This is a genomic window from Acetobacter oryzoeni (assembly GCF_004014775.2).
Classification (GTDB): Bacteria; Pseudomonadota; Alphaproteobacteria; order Acetobacterales; family Acetobacteraceae; genus Acetobacter; species Acetobacter oryzoeni.
The window spans coordinates 1,420,001-1,433,545 of the sequence record NZ_CP042808.1; the positions used below are offsets into that span (position 1 = coordinate 1,420,001).

The window sequence follows — 13,545 nt, forward strand, 5'->3', positions numbered from 1 at the left end:
TCATGCGTGCGGCCGGGGTAAACGGGCTCTGTTGGGGTTTCCTTTGTATAAAGGATCCAATCCCGCGTGGCCTTGGGCAGGTCTTTCCACGGAATATCTACATTCACGCCACGCGTGATCAGGATATCCCGTAAGTTTTGGCCCTGCCACGCCGTTGGCCATGCCGCAACAGCCCGTTGCCTGATACTCAGCGTATCATCCGGCACCAATGTTTTTTCTGTGACATCGTAAATGCGCCCGAGCCCATGGCAACGTGGGCATGCCCCCATTGGCGTATTGGACGAGAAATCTTCTGCCTCTAAGCGGCTCATGCCAGCAGGATATGTGCCTGCCCGCGAATACAGCATGCGCAAGAGGTTTGAGAGTGTTGTGAGGCTTCCGACAGAAGACCGACTACTGCTGCCCCCGCGCTGCTGCTGCAAGGCAACGGCTGGGGGGAGGCCTTCTATGGCATCCACAACCGGCACTGGCATCTGATTAAACAGCCGACGCGCATAAGGAGAAACAGATTCCAGATACCGACGCTGGGCTTCTGCGTAAATTGTGCCAAATGCCAGTGAGGATTTGCCTGACCCTGAAACGCCAGTCATCACAACAAACTTGTCACGCGGCACAGAAACAGAAACGTTTTTCAGATTGTGTTCACGTGCCCCGCGGACGCAAATCATATCGGCAGGGTTACTGGCAGAGGGTTGTGTTTTCATGGGGGCATTATACGCCCCCTATTTCTACCCTGTGGTATGGAAAAAAGAATAGGTGCCCTGCATGTGCCGCTTTCTGACATCTAGCGCGGATAACAAGAGCACCTGATTAACTTAAAATGAAGCTTACAGAGTATCCTCTGTTGGCCCATCAGAAAGCGCACCTTCCCATTTGGCAGAGATTGCAGCGGCATAGCCGTTGCCCAGCACGTTGGTTGCTGTGCGCATCATATCCAGAAAATGATCAATACCCAGAATGAGCGCGATACCTGCCTCTGGCAGTCCGAACTGAGGCAGAACAGCTACAAGCGTAACAAGCGATGCACGTGGCACACCAGCAATACCCTTACTACTGAGCATCATAACCAGCAGCATCAGAAACTGCTGAGACCACGGCATATGAATGCCGTAAGCCTGCGCAATAAAAATGGCTCCGAAAGACTGAAACAGAATGGAGCCATCCATATTGAAACTGTACCCCAAGGGCAGCACAAAGCCACTGATCCGGGTGGGTACGCCAAAATTCTCCAGCTTTTCCAGCAGCAATGGGTAAACGGACTCACTGCTTGCCGTAGCAAAACCCAGCAGCACCGGTTGCACCAGTTCACCCACCAGCCTTTTAATGCTGCGCCCCAGAACCAGAAAAGCAATAACAGTAAGAACACCCCACTGCACAAAAATGGTGCCGTAAAATTCTGCCAAAAACCGGCCAAAATGCAGCAACATACCCGCACCGCTTTGCGCCACAGTGCCCATAATGGAGCCAAACACGGCCAGTGGTGCCAGTACCATTACCATGTCTGTCATACGCAACATGATGTGGGCGAGTTCTTCCGTCCATTTCAGCATGGTCTCACCCGCCTTGCCCGCAGCAGGCAACGCCACACCAAACAGAACCGAGAACACCACAATCTGCAGGATATCGTTACGTGCCATGGCATCCATGACGCTGGTTGGCACAACGTGCAGCAGAAACTCAACTGGTTCAAAAGGATGCTTCAGGGATGAAATATCAGACGGCAAGGGTGCTGAAAATCCATAACCCGGCTGAAGAATATTGGCGGCAAACAAGCCAATAAGCAGCGAGATAAAGGACATGGAGATAAACCACAGCAAAACGCGCCCACCCACGCGCACCACCAAGGTATCATCCCCCAGCTTGCCAATGCCGCTTACCAATGTTGCAAACACCAACGGCGCAATAATCATGCGGATAAGCCGCAGGAAAAGCCCCGTTAACAGGGTTGCCACCTGATGCGCAGCCGAAATATAGGCCGGAAACAGATCATGCACCGCAAGCCCGCATAAAATGCCTAGCACAAGGGCAATTAGGATAGCGTAGGTGCGCCGTTTGGTATTAGTGGGTGAAGCAACCGCTGCCATCTGTCATTCTTCTCCCTCTGGAGCATGAAACTTGTCAAAAAGAAGGCTCATATAGGGAAGAAGACGCAAGAGGTCAAAGCTGTAAAACAAGCAAAATTATTTCTTAACCGTATCTTTTACTTACCAACATAAACGATTACCTACTTAATTTTTGGTAAATGCCTGATACGGACTATTCAGGTTTCAAAAACCATACATTCTCCGTAGCGGGCACACCACCTTTTAAACCGCCAGTTACTGAAGTATTTTCCAAACAGCTTATGGCATATTCTGCCCCGTAATACCGCTGAATATCCTGCTGGGTTATGCTAAACGGTGGCCCCGCTATACAAGATTGATCATACTCCAAGGTAACAAGGAGTTGCTCCGCTGTGCCTGAAATATCCATCAGATGCTCTGCGTAAGCTGCACGCATGGCAGGCGGAAAAGCAACCAGAGCAGCCCGATCATAAATAACCTGCACACTCCCCACTAACACCCGAGAGAGCGCAAAAATATCGCCTACAAATATAGTGAGGTTTTTTGCCTGAAAACACTGCATATTGGGTGCCACATCGGTTATTTGCGGCGTTAGAGCAAGTTCGGAAAAAAGCTGCTCTACGGCAATCTGGCTAAGCTCTACCCCAACCACATTCATCCCGCGTTGTAAGAGCCAGTGAATATCCAGCGTTTTGCCACATAACGGCACAAAAACACGCGCGCCCTCTTTAAGCTCCAGAACAGGAAAATATTTAACCAGAAGTGGATTAACTGCAGGAAGATGAAAGCCAATTTGGTTTTTCTGCCATTTCATGTTCCAGAATTGCGCATCCATTTTGGCCTCTTCCTACTATAAAATTATTCAAACCATGTTTATGCTTCATGCGTAAACAATAAAACAAACATCCTGTTTTTGCAGGACATTCAGTCTTACACTCTGTATCAGAAAGTTGTCTCTCATGCGTAAACTTTATGTTTATGATCACTGCCCATTCTGCATTAAAGCCAGAATGATTTTTGGCCTCAAAAACATCCCTGTTGAGCTTGTTGTTCTTCAAAATGATGATGAAGCAACGCCTATTGGCATGATCGGTCAGAAAATGCTGCCCATTCTGGAAGAAAACGGGCACTATATGGGGGAAAGCCTGGATATTATTGCGCATATAGACCGTGAAGGAACACCTCTTCTTACTGTTCCCGCTCGGCCAGAAATTTCTGATTGGATCAGCCGCTCAAGCTCTCTGCTGTATAGGCAATTCCTTCCTCGCGCGGCAGCGGCTCCTTTTCCGGAATTTTCCACCACATCCGGGCGGGCATACTTTATCCGCAAAAAAGAGGCTTCAACTGGCCCATTCTGCGAGATTTTCAATGAAGGCACAGAAGCCCTTCTTCCTTTAAACGCGGTGTTGGAAGATTTAGCCTCTCTCCTGCCTGAACCCTCTGCGCTTCAGGGGCCGCTTTCTTATGATGATATCCATCTGTTTGCGCACTTACATAGTTTTTCCATCATCAAAGGGCTTACTTACCCTGCTGCGGTAGAGAACTATAGGCAGGCTCTCTCCAAGCGATCGGGCATTCCTTTGCTGGATTCTGTAGCAGTCTGATTATAAAAAACTTTTCCTGTGTTGCATTTTCTGAGAATTAACAATCAGAAACACAGGAAAAGTTTGTATATAAATAAAAACTAAAAATATTACATAAGTAATTGTTTTATAAATCCTAATTTTCAAAAAGTAATTTTGTTTTTATTGTAAAATTATATATTTATTTTCATATATTATAATTGTTGCAAAATAATATATTGCAAAACTTTTCCGTTGAAAATTTTATCAGAAAATATTATCAAGGCAATGTTATGACAACTGGCATAAGGAGAGGCCTTTCCTTTAGAATTGTAATTCTTCCACATCATCAAATGGTTTCGTTTTCTTGTGGTCTTTAGATGGGTTCCTGTTTTATATTATTGCAATAATATAAAACCATAATCTGTTTACTCTCAGATTCCTTCTTTTCTCCCATCAGGCAAGCAGATACATCCAGCTATCGCATAGTGCCGCAGACCCGCTGCGCTCTTTTTCCCTCAGACACATGTCCTGAGGCTTTTATGGTTAGAAGCCCCTATTGGCTTCCACCATTCAGGCGCGGACTTCTCCCGAACCGTATTTTTCCACAAGATTCCGGAGTGAACGGCCATTTGGCATCACCCGGAGAATTGCAGTCAGCCAGCATATTCCGCACTTCGGTGGAATATCCCGTCAAAATGACGGTTGCCTGTGTAAAGAGGAGTATCTCCCCTTGAAACAGACAGACCCTCTGTCGCCTCCGCCTGCATCGTTTGCAGATCGTCTTGGAATTCCCGCGCCTCTGTTCTGGGGCTTTGTGGGGCTTCTGTTCTTTATGATTGGTGATGGTGTAGAAGCCGGTTACCTTGCTCCCTATCTGGAAGCACATGGCACATCAGCCGGCAACACCGCGCTTTTGTTTACTATTTACGGTGTTACCGTTTCCATCTCCGCCTGGCTTTCTGGCCCGCTGTCTGATCTATGGGGCCCCAAGCGCGTCATGTGGATCGGTCTGGCCATCTGGGCCGTTTTTGAAGTTATCTTTCTGGCCTGCGGTGTTGCCGTTAACAGCTACCCCATCATGCTGCTGGCATATTCCCTGCGTGGTTTAGGGTATCCGCTGTTCACTTACGGCTTCCTAGTCTGGATTGCTGCTGCCTCCCCCCCTCGTCAGCTAGGTTCTGCGGCGGGTTGGTTCTGGTTTGCCTTTTCTGGTGGCCTGCCTACCTTGGGTTCTCTGTTCGCCAGCTTTGCCATTCCCGTTATTGGGGAAATGGCCACTTTCTGGTCTTCTCTGGGTATGGTTGTCTTTGGTGGCCTGCTGGCGTTGCTGCTTACGCGTGAACCTACAGGTTCTCAGCGTCTGGCTGCCCCCGGCACTCCGGCCAAGGAAATCTTCTTTAGTTCCATCAGCATTCTGTGGCGCGAACCCAAAACGTTTGTGGCCATGGTGGTGCGTACCATCAACACGTCATCCGAATATGCCTTTCTGGTGATCATGCCGACCTTCTTTACCAAGGTTGTTGGCTTTACGCTTTCCCAGTGGTTGCAGCTGCTGTCCATCGTGTTCCTGTCCAACATTCTGGTAAATCTGTTTTCCGGCATTTCAGCAGACAAATTCGGTCATCGTGAAGTTGTGGCTTTTGGTGGCGGCATTGGTGCAGCCATTATGGTGCCTGCCTTCTATTATGTGCCGCAGATGTTCCCCGGCAACTTCATGATTGCCGCTATTGTGGGGGCTTTGTACGGCGCATCCTTGGCTGCTTTTGTGCCTCTGTCCGGTTTGGTGCCCCAGATTTGCCCGAAGGAAAAAGCTGCCGCTCTTTCCGCTCTTGGCTTGGGTGCTGGCGCCAGCACATGGGTTGGTCCGGCCATTGTAACGTGGTTTGAATCCTGGCGCGGCGTTGAAGGCATTATCTGGATCTTCTCTGGTCTGTATGTAGCCTCTGCCCTGATGACCATGTGCCTGACCATTTCACCCGAAGCACGCCGCTACCTGAAAAAAATCTCCGAACGGGAGAAGCAGAAGCGTGCGGCTGCGGCCCGTGGTGATATTGCTGAAGAACTTTCCCTCAGCAAACAATCCTGAAGCCGTTCTGCTTTATATGCAAAGCTGACAAAAGCCCCATCCAGAAATGGATGGGGCTTTTTTTATGTTCTGCAACACGCAGATGAATTACATCATGCCGCATGGCACCCAACTCTCATCCCCTCCGGCGCGGCTGGACAACAGGCAGCTGCGCAACAGCCGCAGCAAAGGCCGCATGGCTTATACTAAACGGTCATTCAGCCCCAGCATACGTGAACATCACCCTTCCCGCTGGCCAACAAGTTGGGTTTGCCATTGCCCGCACCGGTGGCGCGCCAGATGCCCCGTTTGCGGAAGTTATTAAAGATGCGGGGGATGACCCGGATATCACGCACGGAGCACTTATCCGTGCAACGATAAAAACCTTGCCCACTGGGTGCGGGATTGTGTTTCAGGCTGGCCCCGGTGTGGGTACAGTTACCCGCCCTGGCTTACCCATAGCGGTGGGAGAACCTGCCATAAACCCCACCCCTCGCGCTATGATCCGTGCGGCTTTAACCGAAGCAAATGCAGGTATCTGCCCAGATGCAGAAGTGATTATCAGCGTCGAAAATGGAGAAAAACTGGCTGAACGCACATTAAACAGTCGGCTAGGCATTCTGGGCGGCCTGTCCATTCTGGGCACAACTGGCATTGTGGTGCCTTTTTCATGCTCAGCATGGATTGAGAGCATCCATCGGGGTGTGGATGTTGCGCGGGCTGAAGACCTTACACACTTGGCAGGAAGCACCGGTAATGTTTCCGAAAAAGGCGTGCAGAAGTTCTATAACCTGCCAGATAGTGCCTTGATTGAAATGGGGGACTTTGCTGGCGGTCTGTTAAAATACCTTCGCAAACATCCTGTCCCGCGCCTTACAATATCTGGCGGCATCGCAAAAATGACCAAGCTGGGCCAAGGCTTTATGGACCTGCATTCCAAACGAGGCCCTGCAGACATGCGCCAGTTGGCCGAGCTTGTTCTGGCATATAACGGAAACCCCGATCTAGCAGACACAATTGCGCGCAGCCCCACAGTGGCTGAAGCCTTTTTGCACGCAAGCCAACAGGGTTTTCCGTTAGGATACCTGATTGCCCGCTCCGCCTTACAAACCGTTAAGGACGTTCTACACCCCGCCCCTATACAAGCCGATGTGCTGGTATTTGACCGTGCAGGCAATCTGGTTGGGCAAGCCTGAAAGCTTAGTCCTGCCCGCGAAAGCGCCGCCGATAATCAGGATTATATAGAGCGCTTTCTCTAAAATCTTTATCTCCCAATACCCGGCCAACAATCACAAGAGCTGTGCGCTCAATGGGGTTTTCTTTCAGCTTGTCTGCAATATTGGCAAGCGTTCCGCGCAGCACAAGCTGATCTGGCCATGTGGCTCGTGCAACAATAGCAACCGGGCAATCGGCCCCATAAAATGGCGTCAACTCTTCCACAATTCTATCCAGCGCATGCACTGCCAGATGAATGGCTAGTGTAGCGCCCGTAGCGCCAAAAGCTGCCAGCGTTTCTTTTTCTGGCATGGCAGAAGCCCGCCCGTTTACGCGCGTAAGCACCACGCTTTGTGCAATACCCGGAACAGTGAATTCCTGCCCCAGTATGGAAGCCGCCGCTGCAAATGCTGGCACCCCCGGCGTCATGCTCCACGGAATACCGTGTTTTTCCAAGCGGCGGATCTGTTCAGCCACAGCGCTGTACGCAGAAAGATCCCCCGAATGCAGGCGCGCCACATCCTGCCCCTGTTGATGAGCTTTTACGTATTCAGCTTCAATTTCATCCAATGTCATGGGGGCTGTATCAACCTTGCGCGCATCTGGCGGGCAAAATTGCAGCATTTCCGGCGGCACAATAGACCCCGCATATAAACAGACCGGGCAGGATGCCAAAATGTCTCTCCCACGTATGGTGAGTAGATCAGCCGCTCCGGGGCCTGCCCCAATAAAATGCACGGTCATTCAAATGTCTCCTTCTGCCACGGCGCATGTCACACCATTCATGCTGCAACGCGGTACAATAAGTTTGCCCTGTGGGCCAGCCGCAACCAATGCACAGGCTTCAGATACAGAAGCTACCCCGGTATGCTGCATGCTACGGGCTGATACTGTCTGGCATTGGGCATTGAGCTGCTGCATGGCGGCAAGCTCTACCCAAACAATTCGGGTGCCCAGCCATTTTGCCACCTGTAATGGCAGATTTTCTGTATGCCGAAACGCAGGAACAGCAAGGGCAGACAATTCTTTGCCAAACTGTTGTGCCAAGGCGAGTGCAATACATGCCTGAGCCTGCGTTAAGGTCGCTCTGCTGTTCCAGCCCAAGCCTAGAAATATCATGAGGCCTCGGGTTTCTGAGCAACCCACTGTGTTACCGGCATGGCGGGGCGGAAACCATGAAGAGACCCTATTTTTTCTAACCGGGATACAGAGATACGCGTAAGCGTTCCCCCCCATTCCTGCATGGCACGCAGCAATCGGGCTTCTGTTTCAGCCACCACGGCATTCACCACAATACGCCCGCCTGGTTTAAGGGCCTGCCATGCAGTTTCCAACACGCCTGCACGGCTTGCTCCGCCGCCAATAAAAATGGCATCGGGCTTTGGCAAATCTTCCATGCCTTCTGGCGCTCGGGCTTGCCTTACTTCTAACCCCGGTACACCAAGAGCCGCCGCATTACGTGCAATGCGCGCAACCCGTTCTGGCTGCGCTTCAATACACACTGCACGGCAGGAAGGAGAGGCCAACATCCATTCAATACTGATGGAACCAGCTCCTCCGCCAATATCCCACAATAATTCGCCTGCCCGCGGTGCTAGGGATGACAGCGTAACCGCACGAATTTCCCGCTTTGTAAGCTGACCATCATGTTCGAAGCCCGTATCGGGCAGCCCGTTGGTTAGTGGCAAAGTGTGGGAAGCGCTTTGAGCATCTATCTCCAGCGCGATCAGATTAAGCCGCTGGAGCTTATCTGGCGCACCTTCATGGGCATAAAAACTGTGTACAGCTTCATGTGGGCCACCTAGCCGTTCCAACACATGGCAGCGCGTAGCACCCAATCCTTTACCAACAAGCCAGTTAGCCAAAACATGCGGCGTATTTTCATCCGCAGACAGCACAATAACGCGGCCAGATGGCTGCAAAGCTGGATAAAGCTGCTCTATGGACCGGCCACATAAGGATACCACCCGGCAATCCTGCTCTGCCCATCCAAGCCGACTGCATGCCAAGGCCACAGAAGATGGCGCCGGTAAGCACAGCATTTCCTGCGGAGGGATAGAACGCGCCAGTGTGCTCCCCACACCAAAAAAGAATGGGTTACCAGATGCCAGAACCACAGTGGGTAAACCCTTCCGGGCAAGAATGGCATCTATTCCATGCTCAAAAGGCGTGGGCCATGCAAGTGTTTTTCCTTGCACCAATGGGGCTGCCAACTCCAGATGGCGCGCACCACCCACCACAAAATCGGCTTGTGCGAGAATAGCGCGTGCAACGGGAGAAAGACCTTCTACACCATCTTCCCCAATCCCAATCAGGGTTAACCACGGCGTTTGTGGCGCATGTTGGGGTTGATTGGTCATTCATCCATTCCTTTTTTGGCACATACTTGCGCGGCAACGGCCTCGGCTTTTACAACACTTTTGTTTTTCATGCTGTAAAGCTTGTGCCTAATGCCTTCATCTTCCAATAATTTTCGCGTTCTTGTTCTGGGAGGCACCACGGAAGCCTCTGCTTTGTGCCGTTATCTGGAACAGGAGCCTTCTATCAGTGCCACGCTTTCTCTTGCCGGGGTAACCAAGCAGCCGCATTTGCCCACGTTATCCGTGCGGATTGGCGGGTTTGGTGGCTCTGATGGGCTGAGCACGTGGCTGAAAACTCACGCCATCAACGCCGTAATAGATGCCACTCACCCTTTTGCGGCCACCATGAGCCAACATGCCGCCACGGCCTGTGCCGCTACGCAAATACCTTTGTTGCGTTTGGAACGATCGGGCTGGCAGGAAATGCCGGGCGATACATGGCTCCATGCCGCCAATCTGGCAGAAGCGGCCAATCTATTAGCCAATTCCCCAAAATGGAACACGGCATCACAGCGTATTTTTTTAACAACAGGCCGTAAGGAGTTGGCGCCGTTTAAAATTGCGCCACAGCATCATTACCTCATCCGCTCTATTGATGCGCCAGATCCTGCTTCCTTACCTCCGCACGCAACCATCCTGCTGGATCGCGGTCCTTTTGACGTGCAGAATGAAGCCAAGCTGATGCAGGATTACGGCATCACACTTCTGGTTTCAAAAAACTCTGGCGGCAGTGCAACATACCCCAAGCTGGAGGCTGCACGCCTGCTGCGTATTCCCGTCCTGATGATTGATCGCCCAGCGGCTTGCCCGAACATCCCTACAGTAGAAACGGCCCAGCAAGCCATGGCATGGTTACAGGCGCATCAGGCAGCATCAACCCGCCGTAAAGTATAGAACCACGGTTCACCATTGGGCCGATCCACCAAACGGCTGGCTTTGCAGCCTATCAGCACCAATGTGCTCATATCGGCCCATTCGGCATTGGCTTCTTGCAAGGTAGAAAGCCGCACGGCCTCATCGGGCCGCCCTATGGCGCGTGCAAAAGCAACGGGAATAGTGGAGGGTAAAACACCCCGCAAATGCTCCAATGCCTCCCCCAACTGCCACGGACGGGCATGAGAGCGTGGATTATACAGCGCAATCACAAAGCCAGCTTGTGCTGCCAGCCGCAAACGTTCAAGCACCACATCCCAAGGTTTGAGGTTATCTGAAAGGGACATCACGCAGAAATCCCCACCCAAGGGGGCTCCTAACCGCGCCGCCGCTGCCAAAACCGCACTCAGGCCGGGAACAACGCTGATATCCAGCGCACGCCATTTATCCGGCCCTTGCTCTAATGCCTCAAACACAGCGCTAGCCATGCCAAACACGCCGGCATCTCCACCAGAAACAACAGCCACATGCCGCCCCTGCTCTGCCATTTCCAAAGCATGCCGGGCACGATCCAGCTCCACCCTGTTGTCTGAGGCATGACGAACAACATGCGGAGGGACTTCTACCCGGTTTACATATGGCCCATACCCAACCAGATCTGTTGCTTTAGCCAAGGCCTGATCTGCCTGCGGGGTACGCTGAAGGCTGTTACCCGGCCCCAACCCTACAATGGTAACACTGCCCTTCATCTCACACCTTTTCGACCTGGCAGCAAAACCAGCGAGAAATAAGGCACGCTATCTTCCTGCTCCTGCAAAGCACACATACGGGTATTTTCCTGCGTGCCACGTTCAACATATACGGCATCTGACAAACGGCCTGCTTTTTCCAGTGCCCGCTTAACCTGCGGCATGTTACGGCCTGTTTTCATGATAACTGCGGCATCTGCCTGCTCTAGCCAGTTGGTCAGCTTTTCTTCTGGCAACGTGGCTGGAAGAACGCACAACACGTCATCTCCATGCGTTATGGGCAGATGCGCCTGTGTCCAGCACCCATTCATGGCCATAATACCGGGCACAACCTCGGTTTCAAAACCAGCTTTCAGCCGGTCAAAAAGATACATGGCCGAGCCGTAAAGGAAGGGATCGCCCTCACATAACAGAACAACGTCCTGCCCTTTATCTAACCGTTGCGCCAGATTATGTGCGCATTCATCATAAAATTGCCCCATGCCCCCATGATATGCTGGATTGGCAACAGAGATTTCTGTTGTAAATGGATATTCCAGCCGCAATTCCTCAGCATCCGGGGCAATATGCGCACGTGCAATGGTGCGCGCATGGCCCGGCCTGTCATGCCGGCAGAAATACGCTACCACCTTTGCCGCCTGCACCAGCCGGACTGCCCGAACAGTCATGAGTTCCGGATCACCCGGCCCTACGCCAACAACCTGCAATGTGCCGCGTGTCATTTATTCACGCTCACAGGCCAGAGCATTTACAGCAGCAGCAGCCATGGCGCTTCCCCCCGGGCGGCCACGCACCACAAGCCAAGGCACATCCTTACGGAGGGAAAGAGCTTCCTTAGATTCCATGGCTCCCACAAAACCTACAGGCAGCCCAATGATAGCTGCCGGATACGGTGCCCCTGCATCCAGCATTTCCAGCAAATGGAATAATGCTGTTGGCGCATTGCCAATGGCGACCACTGCACCTGCCAGCTTTTCGCCCCACAAATCCAGCGCGGCAGCTGAGCGGGTGTTGCCAATCTGGCGGGCCAGTTCTGGCGTGCGGCTATCACGCAGCGTGCAAATAACCGCATTATCAGCAGGCAAACGCGCCCGCGTTACCCCGTGTGCTACCATTTCGGAATCACACAAAATATTGCAGCCTTTTTTCAGGGCTGTGCGGGCAGCTGTAACAAAATCTGCCGTCATGCTGACAGATTGCGCCATCTCCACCATGCCACAGGCATGAATAATGCGCACAACAACCTGTGCTTCTTCTGGCGTAAAGGCAGAAAGATCAGCTTCTGCCCGAATGGTCGCGAAGGAGCGTTCGTAAATAGCTGCTCCATCCTTGATATACTCATACGCGGCCATTCATTATCCTTTCCTGTGGCTTGGTGCCTATAAAATAGTCTTCGACTGCTCTGTCATCTGGAAAAAATCGCATGACAGGCCCCGATGCCGTGCCATTGCAGATAAGCCCGTAGCCATTTTGGGCGGCAACCACTGTCCAGCTTGCTTTTGCAGGGTGCGCACAACCTTTACTGCACCCCGATACATGCAGGCTTTCCTCTGCCTTCAAACCATGCGCCAGTGTTCTTGCCAGAGCTTGGGTTTCACCTTCTGCCTGTACGCACCCTGCATTGCCCATACAGGCAGAAACCCGCAAAATAGGATTGGTGCTTGTATCCACCATACCCGCCACATGTGGCGGGTATGGCAGACCATGCAGAATAATGCTGTGCCACGGCGTAAGCCGCAGAATGCCATCTCCATTTCGTGCGTGATTGGCACAACTTCGCAGCATGGCAGATGTTAAAATGCCTAGTGGCGCATTTAGGGCATATAAAGCTTGTCCTATTTTACCTGCCAACAAAGCTGAATCAGGCGCATCTACCGCCGGAACTTCTACCGGATTGCCTTGCTCATTAACGGACTGAAAGAGCATTTTACCCGTTTCTGGATATCGTGCAGGCCGTTTACTTTTGGGAATAGCGATAAAAGCCTGAGCCAGTTTGATAGCCAATTCAACAGCAGCCTGAACAGATGCAGCCTTGCTTTTCTGATTGCCACATACAACAGACCAGAACCCTGCCCCAGTGGCCTGCAGCATAATATCGGCCTTTAACAGCCCGATAGTAAACAGCCCCCCGCCATCTACCGCAAAACCGAACTTATCCGGCAATGCAGAAAGGCTGTTGGCATGACACAAAGCTGCTCGCAAAGCTGCGGCACATTCCAATGTATCCGGAGCACAGGAAGGATCACACCCCGCTAAGGGAGATACCAATAATGCCAAGCGTTTTTCATGCTCAGGATTGGCCATACCCAAACCTGCCAGAACAGCCAGTTCGGGAAAACGCAAAGCGTTGTTGTGAGAAAAACCACGTAATTGCAGACTGGCGCGGTTGGTAAGGCAAATCAGACCATTGCCTTCACGCTCTGCAATCTGTGCCAGAAAAACGGCCTGCGCCGCAGTTATCCGACCAAAGGCAGGCCTTACCCGCACCAGCCAACCATCTTTGGCCTGCATGGGGGCAAACAGGCCCGGACACCACCCTTTAACCTCTGGTGGCGTAAAACGCTGTGTCACGCTATCTGCCTCCTTTTCTGGCTACGGCGGATACAAAATCTCTCTTCACGGCCGCCCTGTTACGCAACACAAGCCCTGCTTGTC

General features: G+C 51.9%; 14 protein-coding genes (1 of these 14 running past the window's edge). 4 read left to right on the top strand and 10 right to left on the bottom strand.

What is annotated here, in order from left to right; all coding sequences use genetic code 11:
- The 3 genes from EOV40_RS06650 to tmpT all read right to left on the bottom strand — a co-directional run.
- Nucleotides 1–704 carry the 5' portion of an excinuclease ABC subunit UvrA gene (locus EOV40_RS06650; RefSeq protein ID WP_128105425.1) on the bottom strand. The gene continues 1,810 nt to the left of window position 1, outside the view, so the window shows 704 of its 2,514 coding nt (coding positions 1–704); the start codon lies at nucleotides 702–704; its stop codon lies beyond the left edge, outside the window.
- Nucleotides 705–827: 123 nt separating this feature from the next.
- A complete protein-coding gene (locus EOV40_RS06655) occupies nucleotides 828–2,084 on the bottom strand; it encodes a dicarboxylate/amino acid:cation symporter (protein WP_050819864.1) in 1,257 nt (418 codons plus the stop codon).
- Between the two features lie 172 nt (nucleotides 2,085–2,256).
- Nucleotides 2,257–2,898: a thiopurine S-methyltransferase gene (gene tmpT, locus EOV40_RS06660; protein WP_128105426.1), complete on the bottom strand. Its 642-nt coding sequence runs from the start codon at nucleotides 2,896–2,898 to the stop codon at nucleotides 2,257–2,259.
- 124 nt (nucleotides 2,899–3,022) lie between these two features.
- Between tmpT and grxB the strand changes: the two genes are divergently transcribed.
- The 3 genes from grxB (at nucleotide 3,023) to EOV40_RS06675 (ending at nucleotide 6,889) form a co-directional block, all read left to right on the top strand.
- Nucleotides 3,023–3,667 (top strand): glutaredoxin 2, encoded by a 645-nt coding sequence (grxB, locus tag EOV40_RS06665; RefSeq protein WP_128105427.1) that lies wholly within the window; start codon nucleotides 3,023–3,025, stop codon nucleotides 3,665–3,667.
- 691 nt (nucleotides 3,668–4,358) lie between these two features.
- Entirely contained in the window at nucleotides 4,359–5,714 is a 1,356-nt protein-coding gene (locus tag EOV40_RS06670) for an MFS transporter (RefSeq protein ID WP_128105428.1), read from the top strand.
- A gap of 101 nt (nucleotides 5,715–5,815) precedes the next feature.
- Nucleotides 5,816–6,889, top strand: coding sequence for a cobalt-precorrin-5B (C(1))-methyltransferase (locus tag EOV40_RS06675; RefSeq protein WP_128105429.1), 1,074 nt, complete (start codon nucleotides 5,816–5,818; stop codon nucleotides 6,887–6,889).
- Nucleotides 6,890–6,893: 4 nt separating this feature from the next.
- Here EOV40_RS06675 and cobM read toward each other — a convergent pair whose 3' ends face one another.
- From cobM to cbiE, 3 genes are read right to left on the bottom strand one after another with little or no spacing between them, the layout of a single operon-like run.
- Nucleotides 6,894–7,652 (bottom strand): precorrin-4 C(11)-methyltransferase, encoded by a 759-nt coding sequence (gene cobM, locus EOV40_RS06680; protein ID WP_128105430.1) that lies wholly within the window; start codon nucleotides 7,650–7,652, stop codon nucleotides 6,894–6,896.
- Nucleotides 7,653–8,027, bottom strand: coding sequence for a cobalamin biosynthesis protein (locus EOV40_RS06685; protein WP_128105431.1), 375 nt, complete (start codon nucleotides 8,025–8,027; stop codon nucleotides 7,653–7,655).
- A complete protein-coding gene (gene cbiE / locus EOV40_RS06690; RefSeq protein ID WP_128105432.1) occupies nucleotides 8,024–9,268 on the bottom strand; it encodes a precorrin-6y C5,15-methyltransferase (decarboxylating) subunit CbiE in 1,245 nt (414 codons plus the stop codon). The genes EOV40_RS06685 and cbiE overlap by 4 nt, the downstream gene beginning before the upstream one ends.
- A gap of 90 nt (nucleotides 9,269–9,358) precedes the next feature.
- Here cbiE and EOV40_RS06695 point away from each other — a divergent pair, with 90 nt between their 5' ends.
- Complete coding sequence (locus EOV40_RS06695) at nucleotides 9,359–10,162, top strand: cobalt-precorrin-6A reductase (RefSeq protein WP_128105433.1); 804 nt, start codon at nucleotides 9,359–9,361, stop codon at nucleotides 10,160–10,162.
- Here EOV40_RS06695 and cobJ read toward each other — a convergent pair.
- From cobJ to cobG, 4 genes are read right to left on the bottom strand one after another with little or no spacing between them, the layout of a single operon-like run.
- Entirely contained in the window at nucleotides 10,132–10,890 is a 759-nt protein-coding gene (gene cobJ, locus EOV40_RS06700) for a precorrin-3B C(17)-methyltransferase (protein WP_128105434.1), read from the bottom strand. The two genes, EOV40_RS06695 and cobJ, sit on opposite strands and share 31 nt — an antisense overlap.
- Nucleotides 10,887–11,612 (bottom strand): precorrin-2 C(20)-methyltransferase, encoded by a 726-nt coding sequence (locus EOV40_RS06705; protein WP_050819874.1) that lies wholly within the window; start codon nucleotides 11,610–11,612, stop codon nucleotides 10,887–10,889. Before EOV40_RS06705 ends, cobJ begins: the two co-directional genes overlap by 4 nt.
- On the bottom strand, nucleotides 11,613–12,242 hold the full coding sequence (locus tag EOV40_RS06710; protein ID WP_128105435.1) for a precorrin-8X methylmutase: 630 nt from the start codon (nucleotides 12,240–12,242) through the stop codon (nucleotides 11,613–11,615).
- Nucleotides 12,229–13,461, bottom strand: a complete 1,233-nt coding sequence (gene cobG, locus EOV40_RS06715; RefSeq protein WP_128105436.1) for a precorrin-3B synthase — start codon at nucleotides 13,459–13,461, stop codon at nucleotides 12,229–12,231. Before cobG ends, EOV40_RS06710 begins: the two co-directional genes overlap by 14 nt.
- Between the last annotated feature and the right edge of the window lie 84 nt (nucleotides 13,462–13,545).